General features: G+C 43.5%; 15 protein-coding genes. 8 read left to right on the forward strand and 7 right to left on the reverse strand.

What is annotated here, in order from left to right; genetic code table 11:
* Positions 1-158: 158 nt before the first annotated feature.
* Complete coding sequence (gene radC / locus P2W82_RS15610) at positions 159-854, forward strand: RadC family protein (RefSeq protein ID WP_336516843.1); 696 nt, start codon at positions 159-161, stop codon at positions 852-854.
* A 47-nt stretch (positions 855-901) separates the two neighbouring features.
* Here the strand turns inward: radC and P2W82_RS15615 are convergent, their stop codons facing one another.
* The 7 genes from P2W82_RS15615 to P2W82_RS15645 form a co-directional block, all read right to left on the reverse strand.
* On the reverse strand, positions 902-1,528 hold the full coding sequence (locus P2W82_RS15615) for a carbonic anhydrase family protein (RefSeq protein ID WP_336516844.1): 627 nt from the start codon (positions 1,526-1,528) through the stop codon (positions 902-904).
* 718 nt (positions 1,529-2,246) lie between these two features.
* Positions 2,247-2,558, reverse strand: coding sequence for a DUF3467 domain-containing protein (locus P2W82_RS15620; protein ID WP_336516845.1), 312 nt, complete (start codon positions 2,556-2,558; stop codon positions 2,247-2,249).
* A gap of 116 nt (positions 2,559-2,674) precedes the next feature.
* Positions 2,675-3,649, reverse strand: coding sequence for a hypothetical protein (locus tag P2W82_RS15625; RefSeq protein ID WP_336516846.1), 975 nt, complete (start codon positions 3,647-3,649; stop codon positions 2,675-2,677).
* Between the two features lie 38 nt (positions 3,650-3,687).
* Positions 3,688-5,148, reverse strand: coding sequence for a SusD/RagB family nutrient-binding outer membrane lipoprotein (locus tag P2W82_RS15630; RefSeq protein WP_336516847.1), 1,461 nt, complete (start codon positions 5,146-5,148; stop codon positions 3,688-3,690).
* Positions 5,149-5,169: 21 nt separating this feature from the next.
* Positions 5,170-8,382: a SusC/RagA family TonB-linked outer membrane protein gene (locus tag P2W82_RS15635; RefSeq protein ID WP_336516848.1), complete on the reverse strand. Its 3,213-nt coding sequence runs from the start codon at positions 8,380-8,382 to the stop codon at positions 5,170-5,172.
* Positions 8,383-8,530: 148 nt separating this feature from the next.
* A complete protein-coding gene (locus P2W82_RS15640) occupies positions 8,531-10,564 on the reverse strand; it encodes a hypothetical protein (RefSeq protein WP_336516849.1) in 2,034 nt (677 codons plus the stop codon).
* Positions 10,561-11,385 carry a hypothetical protein gene (locus tag P2W82_RS15645; protein ID WP_336516850.1) on the reverse strand — a complete coding sequence of 275 codons (825 nt, stop codon included), beginning with the start codon at positions 11,383-11,385 and terminating at the stop codon, positions 10,561-10,563. Before P2W82_RS15645 ends, P2W82_RS15640 begins: the two co-directional genes overlap by 4 nt.
* An 88-nt stretch (positions 11,386-11,473) precedes the next feature.
* Here P2W82_RS15645 and P2W82_RS15650 point away from each other — a divergent pair, with 88 nt between their 5' ends.
* The 7 genes from P2W82_RS15650 (at position 11,474) to P2W82_RS15680 (ending at position 21,701) form a co-directional block, all read left to right on the forward strand.
* On the forward strand, positions 11,474-12,349 hold the full coding sequence (locus tag P2W82_RS15650) for a bifunctional 5,10-methylenetetrahydrofolate dehydrogenase/5,10-methenyltetrahydrofolate cyclohydrolase (RefSeq protein ID WP_336516851.1): 876 nt from the start codon (positions 11,474-11,476) through the stop codon (positions 12,347-12,349).
* Positions 12,346-12,981 carry a 7-carboxy-7-deazaguanine synthase QueE gene (locus tag P2W82_RS15655; protein WP_336516852.1) on the forward strand — a complete coding sequence of 212 codons (636 nt, stop codon included), beginning with the start codon at positions 12,346-12,348 and terminating at the stop codon, positions 12,979-12,981. Before P2W82_RS15650 ends, P2W82_RS15655 begins: the two co-directional genes overlap by 4 nt.
* 51 nt (positions 12,982-13,032) lie before the next feature.
* On the forward strand, positions 13,033-14,949 hold the full coding sequence (locus P2W82_RS15660) for an OmpA family protein (protein WP_336516853.1): 1,917 nt from the start codon (positions 13,033-13,035) through the stop codon (positions 14,947-14,949).
* Positions 14,950-15,040: 91 nt separating this feature from the next.
* Positions 15,041-16,162 carry a DNA-processing protein DprA gene (dprA, locus tag P2W82_RS15665; protein ID WP_336516854.1) on the forward strand — a complete coding sequence of 374 codons (1,122 nt, stop codon included), beginning with the start codon at positions 15,041-15,043 and terminating at the stop codon, positions 16,160-16,162.
* A 49-nt stretch (positions 16,163-16,211) separates the two neighbouring features.
* On the forward strand, positions 16,212-17,708 hold the full coding sequence (gene guaB / locus P2W82_RS15670; RefSeq protein WP_336516855.1) for an IMP dehydrogenase: 1,497 nt from the start codon (positions 16,212-16,214) through the stop codon (positions 17,706-17,708).
* Positions 17,705-18,868: a lipoprotein N-acyltransferase Lnb domain-containing protein gene (locus tag P2W82_RS15675; protein WP_336516856.1), complete on the forward strand. Its 1,164-nt coding sequence runs from the start codon at positions 17,705-17,707 to the stop codon at positions 18,866-18,868. The genes guaB and P2W82_RS15675 overlap by 4 nt, the downstream gene beginning before the upstream one ends.
* 310 nt (positions 18,869-19,178) lie before the next feature.
* On the forward strand, positions 19,179-21,701 hold the full coding sequence (locus P2W82_RS15680) for a T9SS type B sorting domain-containing protein (RefSeq protein ID WP_336516857.1): 2,523 nt from the start codon (positions 19,179-19,181) through the stop codon (positions 21,699-21,701).
* The last annotated feature ends 14 nt before the right edge of the window (positions 21,702-21,715 follow it).

The following is a 21,715-nucleotide window of genomic DNA, read 5'->3' on the forward strand; positions in this document are numbered from 1 at the left end:
CAAAATCACACAATACATTCCAACGCAAAACATGAAAGGCTGTAGCGAGCCGAGGACGAGTTGGCGGTTCGTTTTTTTCATAAGAATGGATTTTTATTTTCCGTTTTTGGATTTTGGATATAAGGATGAATAATAAACGTTAACAGAAATAAAAAATTATGTTGTCGGGCGAGAAATTGGGCATATTGCAGTGGGCTGTGGATGACCGGCCAAGAGAGAAATTAAGGACCAAAGGTGCTATGAGCCTGAGTGATGCAGAGTTACTCAGTATAATCATACGAAACGGCACAAAAAATAAATCCGCTTTTGAAATAGCACAGGAGATACTTCACCTTTGTAAAAACAATCTGCCCGAGCTTGGCCGGCTTTCTGTCAAAGATCTGATGCGGATCAGGGGTATGGGAATGACCAAATCCGTTATGGTGATGGCCGCCCTTGAGCTCGGCAGAAGAAGACATGCTTCGGACCAGTTACCAAAGCCGGTTATCACGGGAAGTACAGATATCGCCCGCTATCTGCAAACACGTTTCCAGGACCTTAACCACGAAATTTTTGCCGTCGTATTCCTTAACCGTGGCAACCGGATTATCGATATTGAAATTGTAAGCTCCGGCGGACTTACCGGAACAGTGGCCGATCCCCGCATTATTTTAAAAAAGGCGCTCGAAGAAGAAGCGGTAAGCATAATTCTCTGTCACAATCACCCTTCAGGCAACCTCAAACCCAGCCGCGCAGATGAAGAACTCACTTATCGCATCCGGGATGCCGCTAAACTCCTCGATATTCGGCTACTCGATCACGTTATAGTGAGCAGCGAAGGTTGGTTTAGTTTTGCGGATGATGGTCTGATCTGAAAAATGATGTAAATGAGTTGACTAATTTTACATGAGTTTTTTTGTATTTAATCTTCAAAAAAACTAACCTGTCCGCTTTCAACATTATAAACTCCACCGATTATTTTTATCTGGCCATTCGTTTCAAGTTCTGCTATAATCGGGCTCTCTCTTCTTATGCGTTCAATGGTTAACCGGACGTTGATATTGGTTACATTATTGACGAACTCTGCATTGGAACCGTTTCGGTTTTCAGTTGTTTCTTTTTCATTGAAAATGGCCGGCTGTATCTTGTTCAACAATGTAGTGAGATTACCCAGCTCAACATGATTGCATGCACCTACTATAGCTCCACAGCGAGTGTGGCCGAGTACTACAATGATTTTCGTTCCCACTATTTTTGTTGCGAATTCCATGCTGCCCAGTATATCTTCATTAAGAATATTTCCGGCAATACGTATACTGAAGACATCTCCCAGCCCCTGATCGAAAATCAGCTCAGCTGAAGTACGGCTGTCAATACAGCTGAGTATAGTCGCAAAAGGAAACTGACCGGTGGAAGTATCATTGACCTGTTGCAACAGATTTCTGTTGGCCTTGAGATTATTCATAAACCGCTGGTTACCCTCTTTCAGAATTTCAAGCGCCTTTTCAGGTGTCAGGCTCATCTGTGTTTCTTTCGTGTGTGTCCGCATTTTGATTTTTTAAACCGTTTTACAAACCTTCTAAACTTTCAACTGAAATTGCAATGGCGTTTCCTCTTCTCCCAAAAGATAAATTATCCACGATGCCAATGAAAAGTCGATATTCCAATTGGCTTTTGAGGATCTACATTTCGAAACATGATGATTAAAAGGCAGATCAACCATCATCCACGAAAAGTGTAAAAAGACTACGTGCTTACTTTTCGAATAGGATCGTATGCGACCTTACGACTTAATGACATCGCACGATAAAACTAGGTAAACAAAAAACAAACATTGAAAGAGTATCATTAAAATGTTATGAGAGTTCGCTTAAGATTGTATCTCAGCTTTTAAGAAAAGTTGATGAACCTCTGGTAAAAACTTGAATTTTTTATGAAATTTTTAGAGGTCCCTGTATCCTGAAAGATGGAATACATCGAAATCGGCCATGAAATCATCACAGTATCTGCAGATATTTTGAAAACTGCATTTATAAAAAATATTAATGTTTCATTGGTTTAATCGTTACTACCAGGTCCGGAATCTTTTGAAATTATATTGTAATCGAGACCAGAGTATGAGCAAAGTATTGGAATCATTCCGCAGGGTCAACCAAAACGCCGAAAGAAAAATCACATTATATGAACTCCTTTGTTTTAAATCCTTGAGGTTTATTTGAAGAAGAAATAAGGGCTAACCAATTCACATTGTCTCTCGTGCAAGCCAGTTACGCCTGCGCTGTTGGTCCTCCAAAATTCAGCGGCAACTGCACTTCTTCCAAATCTTTAATCGGCCCATTGCCTGCTTCAAAGCGTTGTATATTTTCCTTAAGGGCTTTCATCAGACGTTTGGCGTGCTGGGGAGTCAGAATGATTCTAGACTTGACTTTACTTTTAGGGGTACCAGGCATTACATTAACAAAGTCCAATACAAATTCTGCATGACTATGTGTTATGATGGCAAGATTTGCATATTGCCCTTCTGCCATTTCTTCTGATATCTCGATATTAAGTTGATTCTGTTGTTGCTGCTCGCTCATAATTTATCTGTTGATAAGGCCGTAAAGGTAAAGTCGGATAAGTGAATCAGGCAATATTTTTAAAAACAAAACTGCCCCTTTTTGAGGGGCAGTTTCATCGATTATCTCTTGTGCGATTATCTTGGTCCTACGTATGTGAATACTTCGTTGAACCTAACACGAATGTTTGGAGGAGTCGGAACAAGGCTCGGCTGTTTCATGAAATATGACACGCGGATTTCTTTTGAAACCGGATCATAGAAATTGTCACCGCTTGGATCCAGTTCAGCGCTGCGGGTATTTCCTGCTGGCTGTCCGTAGATATTTTTAACACCGATTACTTTATCGGTTGCGGGGTCAAATTCGAAAACAGGACCGAAGCTTCCATAGTAACTAACACCAGCATTTACGTTATCGTAAATAAGGTGACCTTCAAAACCAAGGTCAGTGGGAACCATCTTCACGGTATTGGCACCAGTAGTGATAAGTGAAACTTCCTGATCGTATGGGCCCAGGCCTGCGTTCACATTATCCACCAATGTACCGGTGAGGTTATATACCCCATCATATTTGTTTTTTACAGCAACTTCTACAAATGCTTCGTTAGCAGCGTTACTGATCTGAACGCCTTCAGTTGGCTCCAGCTTGAAGGCGAGAACATTTCTTTTGCTGAAATCCATCGTGGTAGGATCGAAAATGATCTTGATGTATTTCACAAATTCACCTGGTGCAAAGTTCAAGGTCCAGGCTGACCCATCAAATGGGTTCCCAGCATCGTTTGTGTAGTTTGTGAAAAGTGACAGCTTATTGTTCGGATGAGCTGCATTATAATCATCAATCATCGCTTGGTTAGGACTGATCTTTACCGTCAATGGCTTGTTCAATTCTGCTTCGGAAATCGCATCACGGCGAACTTCAAGAACTTCCAGTGTTGTATTTCCGGGAACTGCATCCAGGGCAAAGTTGTAAGGCTCATCGTCACCTGCCTGCGGGAGTTTCAGAATCGTTTTCTCCTGGTTGGTGATGCCATCATTAACATCATCTTTATTGCAGGAACTGAGCAGGAAGCCTGCAACAGTTACTGCTAAAAAAATCTTATTGAAATATTTCATGTTCGTGTTATTTGTAGTTGAAACAGTTCTGAAAATGTTTATTTATCCCACCATACAGGGGCAAACATCGAATTCGCTTCACCATTTGCAGTGAATTTCGCCGCAGCAGCTGCATAGTTTTCAGGATTCAACTGTGGTTCGTTAGTACCATAGTTAAATCTTACAGGGATACCTGGCAATCCAGTTCCCGGCGCAGGCGTCAGTGACGGGAAACCGTTTTTACGCGTTACGTTCCATGCTTTCCAGCCATTCGGATAGTATGCAAACCAACGCTGAGTGGCAATCTTTTCAGGAATATTACCAGTACCGAGGTTTACATCTGTATCAGCCAGGTAGTTAGCAAGAGAGTTGGGGTTATTGATTCCAAATTCAGCCCAACTTGCTGCGATTCCAGCCTCATACATTTCTTCAACATTTTCAGATGTCCAGGTCAACTGTGCAGCCTCAGCTCTTGCCAGATACACATGCGCAGCAGTAACAATGGGTACTGCAGCAGTTGCTGGTGTAGCACCGGCAGCCATCGGACGTGCAAAATTTGTATTCTGGTTAGAGAATGCAACAGCTGCATCGCGGGTAAGGCCATAAGGGAAACCTACAGTTGATGATGCAATCTTTGAATTTCTCAGGTCACCATTACCATTCATGCGATCCAGGATGGAACTGGTTACGGCAAAGTCATCCCTTTTCGTAACGTTATAATACTGATAGAAAGGATTATTGTAGTTACCACCAGGATACACAAGCATAGCATTTTCGCTGTTATCATCAATGACGCCAGCAGGATGTGAAAGAGCAGATAAAAATTCTGTTTTACCAAGATTTGGATCTGCTTTGGAAATCTGCAAAGCCATCTGAAGACGGATGGAATTGGCAAACTTTTTCCACGAAGGAATATCTCCTTTGTAAAGAATATCTCCTTTCACTGGCAGACCGTTATCAAACTGATCAACAGCTTCACGTAATTCTTTCAACAGATCAGCATAGATAGCCTCTTGTGGATCGTAAGGGATCTGACCCTGGCCGCCTTTCAGCGCTTCGAAATAAGGGATATCGCCCCAGAGGTCAGTAATCTGCCAGAAGAAATAAGCTTTTAGAATCCTGGCCGTTGCAATCTGATTTGCATTGGATCCATTCAATAGTGCTTTTTCTGCAGTTGCAGGATCGGAATTGTAATTGATGATGTTCTGCAGGTCATACAGATAACCGGCATACAAACCATCCCAGTTAGCGGTCAGTTTCGCGTAACGGCTGGTCTCTGTATACTGAGTTTCAGTATACAGCTGAGAATAGAATCCGCCAAGTGAGCTAAGACCGTCACCCCAGGTAGTTCCCCCGATGGAGGCCAGTGCATTTGTCAACAAAGCGCTGGTGATGGGCTCCGTAGTTGCATTCGGGTTAACGTTGAGATCTCCAAAATCAACCTTGTCACACGAGCTCGCGAAAGCCAGGGCTCCGCTGAGCGCCGTCATGTATATCGTGTTCTTAATATTCAATTTCATGGTCTGTTAGATTTTAATGAATTAGAAAACCAGTTTCAGGTTAACTCCAATACCTCTGGTACCTGGCATCTGTCCGTCTTCACCCTGAAGAGCTGAAACCTCAGAAGGATCAAAATTCCTGGCTTCTGACCAAATCAACCATGGGTTGCGGGCCATTACAGAAATTGTTGCCGCCTGAAGGATATTCTTTGTTGCATTCATTGATTTTACCGGAACGTTATAACCCAGGCTCAACTCACGCAATTTCAAATAGCTCAGCTTATGTACGTAAGGTTCAGCGATCTGGTTGTTGTAAAAGTTATGGTAATAAGTCTGTGCATCAACATACATGTCAACAGCTGTTTTCTCATCAACTGAGCTAACACCAACAACGTGTACACCACCGCCATCAGCAACCGGAGTACGTACATTGATTCCTTTGTCATTCAGAGCAGCTGTTTTCTCCATCAGACCTGAATAGTGTCCCCACATTTCAGACAGAGAGAAGAACTGGCCACCCACCTGGTAGTCAAGAGCGAAACCAAGTGTGAACTGTTTGAAAGAAAGGTTTGCCAGGAAACCACCATTGATCTTTGGAACTACTGAACCCCAGTTGTGTGTAGGATCATTCAAGTAAGCACCAGTGGTTGGATCAAGGATCGCCTGGCCGGCAGCGTTACGTTTGATAGCACCACCCTGCAGCTGACCCCAATCTTCGCCTTTCACCTGGAACATACGTGCAAAACGGGTACCGAAAGAACCACCAGCTACCAGGATCTGCGGAGTTTCTCCGTAGATTTCTTTAACAGGGTTGCTGATCAGATAGGAGAAGTTTGCACTCAGGTCGAGGTTCCAGTCTTTTGTAGAAACTGCTTTACCATTGAGGATAAACTCAATACCCTGTCTTTCAACAACAGCAGCATTGACACTTGAACTTGTGAAACCACTAACACCACTCACAGTTACGTTAACCGGAATTTTGTCAGCTTTTTCATTATAATATACAACGTTAAATCCTAACCTGTTTTTCAGGAAACGGAAGTCAAGACCTGCTTCAATAGTAGTGATCAACGCACCTTTCAGGTTTGGATCAGGGTAGTTGTTAGGTGTACCCATGAGGAAGTTAGTACCCCACAGGAACTGGTTAACTCCATAAGTGAAGTTGCTCTGATAAATATCCAGTGCAACTGGTTTTTTACCCCAGCTTCCGAATACTTTAGCAAAATTGAACCAGCCTGGTTTGTTACCAAACAGTTCAGAGAAAGCAAAGGTAGCACCCGCAGAAGGATAGAACAGGCTACCCTGGCTTTCAGGAAGCGTAGAGTTCCAGTCGTTTCTTACTGCAAAGTTGATGCTTGCGAGCTTTTTATATTCGAGATCTGCTGATGCAAAAGCGGAATTGATCTGCTGGCGCAACCTTGAGTTACCAATTGATGGAGTCGCTTTTGAGTTACTGATGGCATACAGATCAGGTACGTTTAGTCCCTGGTTGGTGTTGGCAAATACATCCTGATACTGATAAGTGAAAATGTTACCGCCCACCTGTGCATTCACACCGAAATCGCCAAAAGTCTGGTTGTACAAACCGAGCAACTCGTAGTCAGTTCTGCGGAGGGTAGTTGCGCTTGTCGCATAACCTGCGAGAACACCTGTCTGCAAGGCACTTTGTTCAAGGAGAGAAGTGGTAATACCTTCATTGTAGGTATCCAGCTGGTTCCTGCGAACTGTTCCACGAACGCGGAAGTGATTGTCAATTTTATAAGTTACACCGATATCACCCCAGAACCTGTTCCTGTTTTGCGGATTGATTGTATTAGTGAAATTGGCATATTGATTATACCAGTAGTTTGCCTTATAAAAATCAGCTGGTTTATCTGGATTATAACCATCCGGATTGAAACGGAGGTTCCAGGTAGCGAGTGTTCCATAAGGGGATTTCAGGTTAGTAAGGCTGCGGATAATATTCATATCCAGGTCTCTGTGAAACCATTGGTTGAAGTTACCTGCAGAACCATTAGCATAACCATCATCGAAATCACCCTGGAGAAGCTGACCGGAATAATTCACGTTTGCAGCAACAGTGAAATGCTCATTCAGATCAAATGAACCAGTTACGAAGAATGTGTTCCTTTTTGAATAAGAATTCGGAAGGATACCCTCGATATACTGGTTAGTATAAGAAGCTCTGAGGTTATAACCTGTACCTGATTTAGAGAAACTGATATTGTTGTTGGTAGTTAATCCTGTATTCCAGAAGTCGCGTGCGTTGTCTGGCTGAGGAGTAAGTTTTGCAGTCTGGAATGAGCGGTCATGCCCAGGAAACCATGCATACCATGGAATATATTCCTGACCCACCATACGAGGACCCCAGCTCGCGTCATCAGTATAGTCATGGTAGAATTTACCATCAAGTGCTTTCCAATCATCCGGCATACCGGCTACCCAGGTGAATTTCATCAGATCACCCACAGAGCCACCTGCATATTGATCCTGCCATTTTGGAAGAACATATGCTTTATCCCAGGTTACACCTGAATTGATTTCGATACCAGCACCAGCGCGTGCACCTCTTTTCTTGGTAGTAATAACAATTGCACCGCCGATGGCCTGAGAACCAAATAATGCTGTGGCATTTGCACCTTTCAATACTGAAACGTCTTCAACGTCATCAGGGTTAATGTCATAAGAACCTACGATCGTTCCATCTACAACATAAATTGGAGGCGTATCTCCGAGGAGCATACCACCACGAATACGCAGGTAAGCTTCAGATCCGAGCTTGGCACCGGATTGACCTCTTGCCTGTACACCGGCTACTTTACCAGCCAATGCGTTGTTTACATTTGTTTGCCTTACAATGTTCAGGTTCTCAGAAGTGATCACCTGGCTGCTGTAAGAAGCAGTACGTTGCGCTTTTTTCAAACCAAATGCGCTCGTTACTACCACCTCATCGAGGGTAGAACGCGAGCTCTTTGTCAATGTAACCGGAATTACACTGGCTTCGCCCACAGTTACTTCCTTTTCAGCGTGGTTAGTAGCTGTGATGACGAGAACGTCACCTGCATTTGCTTTAATAATAAATTTACCTTCCGCGTCAGCGGTGATGCCCGTTTTTTGTCCCTTGATCATTATCGTCGCAAACGGAATCGGGCTTCCGCTTTCGTCCGTAACCGTCCCGGAAACGGTCTTCGCTTGAGAGAATGCTAATACAGAAATTAGCATAGCTGCCATCAGCAGCGATAGAAGTTTTCTCATGTCTTTGGATGTTTTTAAAAATTTGAACGTCGCGAATATACTTAACTTTTCAAAAGATAAAACTTTTGTTAATTTTTTAGAAAAGTCACCTCCTGAAGAGGAAATGACAAATTCCCGCGTGGTAATGCTGCTTTAAATTGAAATTTTGTTAAAAGAAAACCAAGAATTGTAAACGGTAATCTGTGCGGTATGGCCGGTTAATTAAATCCGGCCCCGAGCCAATCGTTTGTTTATCAAGATAGTAAGTAAACATCCCCTTGACCGATACGAGTATATATCTGGATAATTTATAATTCACTAAAAAGTACTGTCTCCAGCCCTCACCGTAAAGTGGTGTAATGGTGTGGTAATTCCTGACATCACGCTCCGAACTATACACACGACTCGCCCAACCGTCGGTGCTAAAACGTGCAACCCTTAAGGCAGCCGAAAAAGGACTTTTTTCTGGCTTAAAAAGAGCATCGCCATAAAACAGGAATCCGTTTTCGTGATTTTGACCGCTTTTGAGTATCCAGACCATATCCATTCTGAACGAAAATTCCAGCTGTCTGTCCGGTATCCACCGCTGTTGAAAACGCAGGATTTTGCGAGTCACGGCTTCCACGGGTTTCAACACTCCAGCCCCTGAAGAAAGGTTTTCCATTTTCGTTTCTTCCTGGAACCTGAACAGGACCTCATTCCTTTTATCCGGCGTCCATAAACCCTGCAGAAGAACGGAGTTGCCCCTGGAAGGCTCATTAATACCAGACCTTAGCCAGGGAAAACTAAATAGATCAACATAAGCACTCACTTTGAATGCCCTGTTTATATTGATCCTTACTCCACAATACAATCCCCGTTCATTCGAAGGTGTTGACTGTTCGGTAAAGGCATTTGCCTGAAGAGCCTGGTAGGCTGGCGAAATCCACCTATACATTATAGTTAGGTCAATTTTAGGATGAATCGAGCCGATTATGCCGCCTGATACGGCAGGAGAAAATCGACGATCAATTGCCGTCTCCCCGAAAAAGTACCAACTCCTGAAACTATACTTATAATCCAGGCTGGCATTGAACCAGTTTCCCCCATTAAGTGCGTAGAGGTTGGCAGGCTGCCTTTCTTTTTCAAGAATCCCGTTGAAACGATACCCAATGGCATTTAATCCAAGTTCAATTTTTACAGAACGATAGGTTACGGCCCCTCCGGCACTGACAACATTCAGCGCATTTTTGTCTGCAATCTCAGTTGCGGTTCGATGAAGGCCGCTAACCTGGATCGAAGAGAAAATCTTCTTTTCGTTCCTCGTAGTGTCTCCTCCATTTGCATCCCATTGATCAAAAGCTCCGAAAACCAGCAGCTTCCATTTTTTCAATTGAAAATTCAATGCTGCACCCCGATGAAATTGCTGCTCGCCAGTTCCGCTATGCATACGCACGTCACTGCCCTGCCGGATCGTTACAATGGTCTCAGCAGATTTTCGCATAGCTGAAGATTGCCAATGTATCAGACCCTGCCCCATGTTGATATGGAAATCACCCAGCAGAACAGTCCTCAGTATGCCTACCCCGCTCATTTGAAAATAGAAACTTGAAAAGTCAACAGATCTGCCATTTCTGAATAAGGATTCACCGGCATCTTTTTCGGCAGCGAATCCCCAACGTAAAAATTGACCTGCACTGAAATTATACCTGAACATTGCTTTCAGCCTGTTGCCTTCATAATTCCGGGCCAACGGCTCCCGGTTTTGAAATCCATTTGACTTTTCCCCGGTCATGCCTAAACGAAGCTGCATCATATGCTGACCCTGCTGAAGATATCTCCGAAACAAATGTGGTAATGGTATTGGCTCTTCAATAGTAATGTAAGGCAGAATGGACTTCACCAGCTCCGGCGTCCAACCAGGTACAGCCTGCAATTCGAGCACATCGATTAAAGGGCCGACAAGGCGGATATAAGATTCCAATTGCAACGCCGCATCCGTGGGTATACTAAATTCTTTTGTCAAAAAAAATGCAGATGTGTGGTTGATATTGATTTTATAACGCGCATACCATTCCGCAATGGTCTGGCGATCCTCTGTTTCAATCTCATCAACATCATTATTGCCTGCTTCACTTTCCAAAAACACCTGTGCGCTTTCTGAATTTTCCTGAGCAGTAATATCCAGCGAAAAAAACAAACCAATCAGCAATAACCACCTCATTTTTTACCCTGCGATTTACCTGACCATCCCAGTTCAACAGTATTCATCATGCCTAGAGATGAATGCCACTGAACCGATAAACTAAGGTTGAATCCTTTCAATCGATACCCAGCTGTTCCATTGAAACTTTTTACCTGTGACGAATAGCCGAAATAGAAATTCATTTTTTCGTTCAGGAACAGTTTGAACCCGGGACTGATTATCATTCCGGATCTATCCATCCATGCCATCTGAAAAACGGAACTGAGATACTCGGAAAATGAATATGCCCAGGTTACAGTGATTATAGCAGGAAGCCTGGGACGGGAGTTGTTTTTCGTAAAGGGAATTATGTTGCAGAAGGTAAGTCCGGTTGTAAATGCAGCATTAATAGCATAGCTGACTCCGATTTCCACAGGAAATAAAGGTTTGGAAGTATAGATACCAGCGGCAGATTTGAAGAAGTTTATTTTCAGACCTCCGGTCACACCTGGTGCTAACTTCATACCATAACCGAATCCGGCTTGCATTTGACGGAAATTTGCAAGCTGGAAATGATCAAGGGTGGCTATAAATGATCCTGATGAAACAGGAAACACAAATGCTATTAAAATTTCCGGAGGTGATTCTTTGAAAAAAAATTTCCGGCAACGAATCAATGCACCTGGCCGATCAAAAACACCAAGCGCAGCTGGTTGTCTGGATGCACCACTAACACTGCAATGATTGAGCGGGTATGCTTCGGCAACCTGTTGAAAATAACCCAAACCGCCCACGGGTTGCTGGCCACGAACAATTGTAATACACATCATCATCCCAAAACACAAGATTTCCTTTCGCATCATACCTAAATATCATACAAGCAAAAGGCGATTCCATGGGAAAAACAACGGATTTGGGCTGCATTTTTCTTACAGGTAACTTTGCGCCATGCAAATCATGGATGGCAAACATGTTTCCCAGGTAGTAAAAAATGACCTTAAGGGAAAAGTTGAATTAAGGAAGAAAAACGGGCTGAAAGTCCCTCACCTGGCAGCAATTCTCGTCGGAAACAACGGAGCAAGTGAAACTTATGTCGCCTCAAAAGTAAAATCCTGTGCAGAAATCGGTTATATCTCAACCCTCATCAGGCTCGATGCCGATATTTCTGAAGCCGAACTTCTATTCAAAATCAATGAGCTGAACGAGGATTTTGACGTTGACGGGATACTTGTCCAGCTTCCCTTACCGAAGCATATTGCTGAACAGAAGGTCATAGAAACCATATTTGCAGACAAAGATGTGGACGGTTTTCATCCGGAATCTGTCGGGAGAATGGTGCAGGGTTTACCAACCTACTACCCCGCCACGCCTTTTGGAATTTTATTATTACTGGAACATTATAAAATTGAGACCGCTGGAAAGCATGCGGTTGTTCTCGGCAGGAGTAATATCGTTGGCAGACCCATCAGCATACTTTTGAATAGAAACAGCTATCCTGGAAATTGTACCGTTACCGTTTGCCATTCACATACACATAATCTGAAGGATATTTGCCTGCAGGCAGATATCATTGTTGCTGCACTGGGACGCCCCGAATTTTTAACAGCTGATATGGTAAAAGATGGTGCAGTTGTTGTAGATGTTGGCATTACCCGGGTGGAGGACAAATCAAAGAAATCAGGTTTTGCCATCAAAGGTGACGTAAAATATGACGAGGTCGCTCCGAAATGCAGTTTTATCACACCTGTACCTGGTGGCGTCGGCCCAATGACAATAGCCGCATTGTTGATGAATACTTATAAAGCCTGCCTTGCAAAAGAGTGAATAGCGAATTGACTATAGCAGCCATCCAGAATACCACTACCATTCCGGTTATGGAATCGTTCTATACTATCCAGGGAGAAGGATATCACCAGGGGCGGGCCGCATGGTTTGTTCGACTTGGCGGCTGCGATGTCGGTTGTATATGGTGTGACGTAAAAGAAAGCTGGAACGCCGACGCACACGCGAAAAAAGAAATTGCCGCGATCGTTGCGGAATTAAGACAAGCTCCTACAGGCATTGTGGTGATCACCGGTGGCGAGCCTTTGATGCATAACCTTGACGGGTTAACAAGGGAATTAAAACTGGAAGGTTATCAGACACATATTGAAACATCAGGTTCGTCTCCATTATCCGGAACCTGGGACTGGATTTGTCTTTCACCAAAAAAATTCAAAGCGCCACTGCCAGAAGTCGTTGCGGCTGCCAACGAATTGAAAGTCGTCATTTTTAACATGTCTGATTTTGCCTGGGCAGAACAATATGCCGCGCAAACAAATCCGGGCTGTAAATTGTATTTACAGCCGGAATGGAGTAAATCTTCCAAATTACTTCCTGCAATCGTCGAATATATCAAGGATCATCCCAAATGGGAACTTTCGCTTCAGATCCATAAATATATTAATGTACCCTGATCAGCACTAACTGCGAAAATATTACCCTGAAACCAACGTTAATTTCCCATCATGCTGAAACCCACATTTGCCATAGTTCTGATCCTTATTGTTTTAGGTGGATATTCCCAGGGCTACAACCCTGACAAAGTCAATAAAAAAGCAACTGATTTTTACAATGAAGCCATCGCAAAAGCCGAGTCCGGAGCTTACAGGGAGGCAGTCAGGATTCTGGATAATGCAATCGCTGCTGATCCAAAATTTGTTGATGCCTATTTGTCGAAAGCGGGATTGTTGGGACAGTTGAAAAATTATCGGGGCTCAATTGAATTTTATGAGAAAGCTTTTGCACTCGATTCAGCATACACACACGACTATAAACTTCCTTACGCAATCAATCTTGCGGGACAGGGTAATTTTGAAGGCGCGCTGAAAGCGATTGATGTATTTCTACTTGACACACAACTCAATGAAAAGAGCAAAAAAGCTGCTCTATACAGAAGAAGCAGTTTCTCATTTGCCATTGAACAGAATAAGAAAAAACCTTCACTGAATTATGTCTTCGCTCCTAAAAATATGGGAGACAGTATCAATTCAGAAGTATCGGAATATTTTCCTTCTATCACCATCGATGGAAAAACCCTCGTGTATACACGAAGAGTGAGAAATTTTAATGAAGATTTTTATATCAGTGATTTTGTCAATGGCACCTGGATTAAATCGGAAAGTTTAAGCGGATCAATTAATTCTGACCAGAATGAAGGTGCACAAACCATTTCGCAGGATGGGCAGTGGTTGGTTTTTACCGGCTGTAACTTCCCGGATGGCATGGGTAATTGTGATCTTTATTTCTCGATGCTAACACCAACAGGATGGAGTGAACCACAGAATATGGGCCGAAGGATCAATACCGAATTCTGGGAATCTACACCGTCGCTTTCGCCTGATAAACGTGACCTGTATTTTTCAAGTAATGTACCGGGCGGTGTTGGAGGAAGCGATATTTATGTAAGTCACCGACTACCCAATGGACAGTGGAGCGCTCCGGAAAATCTTGGTCCGACTATCAACACTTCCGGTGATGAAAGCTGCCCTTTTATTCATGCAGACAACCAGACTTTATACTTTACCTCGAATGGTCACCTGGGTTATGGCGGTGATGATCTTTTCATTTCACGTCGCGATGCAGAAGGGAAATGGGGAACGCCAGAAAATCTGGGCTATCCTATCAATACAATCGAAAACGAAGGAAGTCTCACGATAGCAGCTGATGGAAAAACAGCTTACTATGCGAGCGACAGATCCGATTCAAAAGGAGGACTGGATATCTACACATTCGAAATGCGTGAAGATGTGCGTCCTCTCGTTACGCTTTGGGTAGAAGGTAAAGTCTTTGACAAAAAAACAAATAAAGGCCTGCCTTCTGCTGTTGAACTGATTGATCTATCCACAGGATCTACAATCAGTAAATTACAAACCGATGAGGAAGGAAATTACCTCACAACATTACCTACCGGTAAAGACTACCTGTTTAATGTAAACCGGAAAGGATACCTGTTTTATTCCAGGAATTTCCCATTGTCAAGAAACACACCTGATTCAGTTCATCACATCGATATTCCTTTACAGCCAATCGAAGTAAACGCGAACATTGTTCTCGATAATATCTTCTTCGAAACCAATCAGTATAATCTCAAAAAAGAATCTGTTGCTGAGCTTGATAAAGTTGTTCAGCTTATGAATGAAAATCCAGAGTTGGTAATACAGATCAATGGCCATACCGATAATGTGGGTAAAGCGGCGGATAATCTTACGCTGTCGAATAACCGCGCCAAAGCTGTCGTGGCATACCTGGTTTCCAAACAAGTACCTGCAACACGAATGAAGTCAAAAGGATTTGGCTCGACAAAACCAGTCGCTGACAATAATTCGGAAGCTGGCCGGGCCCGAAATCGTCGTACTGAATTACAGGTTATCGGCGGAAATTAATTTTCCGTTTAACCGTCGGAAAAATAACGCCCGGGAAAGTTGTTTTTCACTTTCTCACTTCAGCAGGTTAGGCTAAACTGCGCCCTGTTGAATGGAAGAAATTATGAGTGAAAACGAAATTTTTTACCAGGTAGCCTTGCAATTGGTTCCCGGTGTTGGTCCCAAACACAGTCGCAGCCTGATCAGGCATTTCAGTGATGCAAAACTGATTTTTAAAGCAAAGGCGTCATCTCTTGAAAAGGTTTCAGGCATAGGAAAAGCGAGAGCAGAAGCCATCCTGAATTTTCGGGATTTTTCAAGAGTTGAAAAAGAATTGAAATTCTTACAGCGGTACCAGATCACTCCGTTGATACATGGAAAAATCGGTTACCCCTCACGTTTAATACATTGCGAGGATGCCCCTCAGTTATTGTACTACAAAGGAAACGCCGACCTGAATATCAACAGAACACTTGCAATCATTGGTACAAGATCTCCGACTGAATATGGTAAGGCATTTACAAAAGAATTGGTTGATCAGCTCCAGGTGTATCATCCGCTGATCATCAGTGGTCTTGCCTATGGTATAGATACTATCGCACATAAATCATCTGTAAAATCAGGATTGGGTACAGTTGGAATATTAGCTCATGGGCTGGACAGAATCTATCCCGCAGATAATAAAAATCTTGCAAAATCCATGTTGGAAAAAGGCGGTCTGTTAACAGAATTTATGAGTGGAAATCTTCCCGACGCCTGCAACTTTCCCATGCGAAACAGGATAATAGCAGGTATTGCAGATGCCGTTGTTGTTATTGAAACAGGTAATAAAGGAGGAAGTATGATCACTGCAGATATTGCTAACAGTTACAATAAAGATGTCTTTGCATTACCCGGAAGATCGACAGATGAAAAAAGCATGGGATGCAATTTGCTCATCAAAGAAAACAAGGCAACACTTTTTACGAGTGCAGCTGATATTGCAGCATTACTGAATTGGGATCTGCAGGACGAGGAACGCCAGAGAAAAAAGCCTGCGATGCTTTTTCCGGAGTTAAATGCAGAAGAGCAGCTGGTTGTTGATCAGATCCGAAACAGAGGGTCGGTTCATATCGATTCGTTAACAGCTTTAACAAAACTTAAAAACAGCGTCATCGCGTCAATTCTTTTGAACCTGGAATTACAATCCGTTATACGACAGCTTCCCGGGCGGTATTTCTCAATGCTCGATTAGCAGCAACTGCACCTGCATTAAATTAATTTCTGTTTCCCTATCTTTGCCCATGGCAACAAGAAATTCTCCGGCGAAAGGGCCGGTCCCCCCTAAATTTTTCGGTGAAGGTCTCACCTTCGATGATGTTCTCCTCGTTCCCGCTTATTCGCAGGTATTACCCCGCGAAGTAGATATCAGTACCCAGTTGACGCGTGACATTAAATTGAATGTGCCGTTGCTTTCTGCTGCGATGGACACGGTAACGGAAGCACAGCTGGCAATTGCGCTGGCCCGTGAAGGCGGTATTGGCATTCTGCATAAAAACATGACCATCGAGCAACAGGCGGAACAGGTTCGCAAAGTAAAAAGAAGTGAAAGCGGATTGATAATCGATCCTATTACCCTTCGCGAAGACGAACTTATCGGCGACGCATTGAGGTTGATGAAGGAAAATAAGATTGGTGGAATTCCCATTGTCAATAGTGAACATAAACTGGTTGGTATACTCACAAACCGCGATCTGCGATTCGAACTCAATCCTAAGAAAAAGGTCAGTGAGGTAATGACCAGGGAAAACCTTGTAACCGCTCCTGAAGGAACCGACCTTAAAAAAGCAGAAAAAATTCTTCAGAAATATAAAATCGAAAAGCTCCCGGTGGTCAGCAAAAACGGACGCTTGATCGGATTGATCACTTACCGGGATATTCTTCAGCTTCAAAGTTTTCCTAACGCAGTAAAAGATGGATTCGGACGGTTAAGGGTAGGCGCAGCGTTGGGTATCACACGGGATTTGCTCGACAGAACGGCAGCTCTCGAAAACAATGGCGTCGATGTTGTTTGCCTTGACAGTGCACATGGCCATAGCCAGGGTGTACTTGATGCTTTGAAATCTGTGAAGAAGAACTTCAAAAAACTCCAGGTAGTGGCAGGAAATGTAGGAACTGCTGCTGGTGCAAAGGCAATAGCCGAGGCCGGAGCAGATGCAGTTAAAGTAGGTATCGGACCCGGCTCAATCTGTACAACGAGAATTGTTGCGGGTTCAGGCGTTCCGCAAATCACCGCAATTCTTGAAGCAGCATCAGTGCTGAAAAAGATGGGTGTTCCGCTGATTGCAGACGGCGGAATCAGATATACAGGAGACATCGTAAAAGCGCTCGCGGCCGGCGCGTCAGCAGTGATGATGGGTAGTGTGTTTGCCGGTGTTGATGAAAGCCCTGGCGAAACTATTATTTACGAAGGAAGAAAGTTTAAGCAATACCGTGGGATGGGTTCTATCGGTGCTATGAAAGAAGGAAGTTCTGACAGGTACTTCCAGGATGTGGAAGATGACATCAAAAAACTGGTACCAGAAGGGATCGAGGGTCGTGTAGCATACAAAGGAAATCTGAGTGAAGTGATTGCCCAATATGTTGGTGGATTACGTGCCGGCATGGGATATTGCGGCGCACCGGATATCAATGCACTGCAGGATGCGCAATTCATTAAGATCACCAACGCAGGAATGAAAGAAAGTCATGCACATGACATCGTCATCACCAAGGAAGCTCCGAATTACAGCCGCCAATGATGAAACGATTGCTTCGCCTGTGCCTTTCCGTAATACTGATATTTGCCGTCAGCAAACCTTTCGCGCAAACCGATACCTGCAGGCTCAAGATCAGCCTTCTTACCTGTAGCCCCGGAACCGAGTTGTATTCAACTTTCGGGCATAGCGCCATACGCGTTACTGATCTTGCAGCCGGTACAGATATCGTCTACAACTACGGGACATTCGATTTTTATGATCCGATGTTCCTGATGAAATTCACGCGAGGGCAGCTTTTATACTACCTGGATCAGCAATCTTTCAGCGGATTCATGAATGACTATCGCGCGGAAAACAGGAGCGTAAGCGAACAGATACTGAACCTGAATTGTGAAGAGAAAACGGAATTGCAAAAAGCGCTTTTTGTAAACATTCGCGACGAAAACAAATTCTACCAATACGATTTTCTTTTTGACAACTGCACGACACGCATCCGGGATCTGATTCTAAAACAAAAAGGGATGCAGTACCAAACAGCAAATGTTTTACCAGCGACTGGATTCACTTTCCGGAATCATATTCATCATTACCTGGACAATAACAAACAATTCTGGAGCAAACTCGGAATTGATATTTTACTGGGAAAGAAGATGGATCGCGCCATGACGAATGATGAGGCAATGTTCCTTCCTGATTATCTTGAAAAAGGATTCGATAGTTCATCATCGCGAAATCAACACCTGGTACTTACAAAGAAAGTGTTATTCGAAAAACAGGAACTGGCCAGCGAAGGTTTTGCAATAACCCCTTCATTTGTTTTCTGGGCATTAGCAATCCTGATTGGTCTGGCCACATTTTTTCTGAGACCGAATTCAAAACTCCTGACCGCTATTGACTTTTTTATATTCTTTTTCAATGGCTTGCTGGGGTGCTTTCTCGTTTTCATGTGGTTCGGGACAGATCACAATACGACTCAGAACAACCTCAACCTTCTTTGGGCCATACCTACGCACATTATTGCAGCATTTTTTATCCGTAATAAAAACAGCGCTTCGAAACTATACTTTCAGGTTACTACGGTACTCTGCGCACTTTTGTTGCTGAGTTGGGCCTTCCTGCCGCAAGAACTCAATAAAGCATTGTTCCCTTGGGTATTATTGACCGGAATCCGCAGCTTCTCTATCTTCCGCAGCCGTACTTAGAATATCTTAATCCAATTCTTATTTGGTTGACTGCAAAGGATTTAAGAATCTTTAACAATTCCGGTTTCAATAATTATGGGCTGAAATTTTAAAACATTAAATTTACAATGCACTATTATCCCAAGCCACCGGGTATGGTTTTATTTCGTACTTAAATCTATTAATTGGAATAATTGTGTCACTGCACAACGAAACCGGTTGTACGGGTGTCAAGCAAATGAAAACAAGTGTGAAAAAATCCCTCTTACTTTTTGTTTTTTTTGTTTCAGCCTTTTCTTTTTCCTACGCACGACATATTGCTGGGGGTGAGATGTCATATCAGTTTCTGGGAGTAAATGCAAATGGCACTACAGCCAATTATCGTTTGATCCTCAAACTTTACAGAGACTGCCAATCAACCGGAGCCCAGCTTGATCCCATAGCATATATTACTATTTATGAGAACAATCTGAATAGTTCCTCGCCTTTTCAGAATCTGGAGGTACCACTTGCAAATACTAACCTGGTACAGCTTTTAAGTCCGGGTCCATGCATTGATAATGCACCCATCGTTTGTTACCAGGTGGGCTTTTACTATAAGGATGTTGAATTACCTATCAGTTTAAGGGGGTATACAGTATCATATCAACGCTGTTGCAGGATCGACAACATTACCAACGTGATCAATTCTTCCAATGCTGGTGCCACTTACACTGCCACAATTCCTGGCACCATAGTAGCATCTGACGGATATAAAAACAGCACTCCTGTTTTCAACACAAGTGATACCGTTGTTATCTGTGAAAACAATCCTTTCTACTACAATTTCAGCGCAAAGGATGAGGATAAAGACATGCTGACTTATCAGTTCGCTCCTGCTTATGATGGTGGTACACAAAACGTTCCTCAGCCTACAGTTGCTACTCCACCGCCGTATCAATCTCTTAGTTATTCCTTCGGTTTTTCTTCTTCCCAACCCATGGGTCAGAATGTTTCGATAAACTCACAGACGGGTATTGTATCCGGTATTGCTCCAAACGCAGGGATATATGTACTCACGGTGGCAGTGGTAGAAAGAAGAGATGGACGAATCGTTAATGTGCATCGTAAAGATCTGCACATCAAGGTTGCTCCTTGTACAATTGCAGCTGCAGATCTTCTGCCGCAATATGTGAATTGCAATGGCTTCGACCTTACTTTTCAGAACAGAAGCAATAGTCCGCTGATTAAAACCTATCACTGGGATTTTGGCATTGCCGGTCGCGCAGACGATACATCAACAGCAGCTATCCCTACTTTTACTTATCCCGATACGGGTGTATATCGGGTAAGACTGATTACCAACAGAGGACAGGATTGTTCTGATACTGCATTTTCCGAAGCAAGAATATTTCCTGGCTTCGCGCCGGAGTTTACATTGGCCGGTGGCTGCAAGAACGTTCCGATGCAGTTTTATGATAAATCGACAGCAACATATGGACAGGTAAATTTCTGGCAATGGTCGTTCGGATATCCGAATATAAATCCCGGAACATCGGACAGCGCAAATCCGACCTTTGTTTATCCAAACACCGGCACTTACCAGGTGCAGTTCATTGTGGGAACGAACAAGGGTTGCAGGGATACTATAGACCGGGCCATCAATGTGCTGGACCGCCCCGTCTTTGAATTAACCAATGACACGTTGATTTGTACTATCGATACATTACAATTGCAGGCAGTCGGCATCGGTACCTGGCAATGGAGTCCTAACACCGCAATCAGCAATACAACAATTCCTAACCCGCTCGTCAGTCCGGATGTACCTACAAAATATTATGTGACACTTACAGCCGCCCCGGGATGTGTTGGTACAGATTCCGTATTTGTTGATGTCCGGAGTTTTGTAACATTGAATGCCGGACCGGATACTACCATCTGTCTGACTGATTCAGTAACATTAAGACCAGTAAGTGACGGGCTCGGTTATGTATGGACGCCGGCAGCTACCATGAACAATCCGAACATTAAATTTCCTACAACCAAACCAACAGGAAACACAACATATATCGTCACTGCGAACATCGGAAAGTGTAAAGCCACAGACGAAGTAAATGTCCGCACTGTTCCTTACCCAACCATCGTTGCCAGTGGTGATACTTCAATCTGTTATGGAACTTCCGCTCAATTGAATGTAACTGGTGGAATCCGTTATCAGTGGATACCGTCAACAGGTCTGAATCGCACAAATATTCATAATCCAGTTGCGTCACCGCTAACTTCCACCTTGTATGCGGTGGGTGGTTATGAGGATAACGGTTGTCCGAAACCGGCATTCGATACTGTAATCGTTGTAGTTATTCCACCGATACCTGCAAATGCAGGAAATGATACCGCCATCGTGGTTGGTCAGCCGCTTCAGCTCAACGCTACCGGAAGTGAATTCTACCAGTGGGTACCACCTACAGGTTTAACCAGTACTTCAATCGCAAACCCGATTGCAAATTTAAACGACGACATTACCTATACTGTTCGCGTAAGTTCGCCGGAGGGCTGTTTTGCATTTGACACCATAAATGTCAAAGTATTTAAAACACCACCGGATATATTTGTACCGACAGCATTCACACCTAATAACGACCGTCTGAATGATATCCTCGTTCCTATTCCGGTAGGTATTGCACGCTACGACTATTTCAGGGTCTATAACCGATGGGGGCAACTGGTATTTAGCACCACTTCCGTGGGCCAGGGCTGGGATGGAAAAATCTCCGGCAAAGACCAGGGATCAGATACCTATGTCTGGTACGTACAGGGAATAGATTATCTCGGCAAGAAAATTTTCAAGAAAGGATCGACTACACTTATCCGTTAGCACTCCAATTCAAT

It is taken from the genome of Pollutibacter soli (assembly GCA_029269725.1).
Taxonomy (GTDB): Bacteria; Bacteroidota; Bacteroidia; order Chitinophagales; family Chitinophagaceae; genus Pollutibacter; species Pollutibacter soli.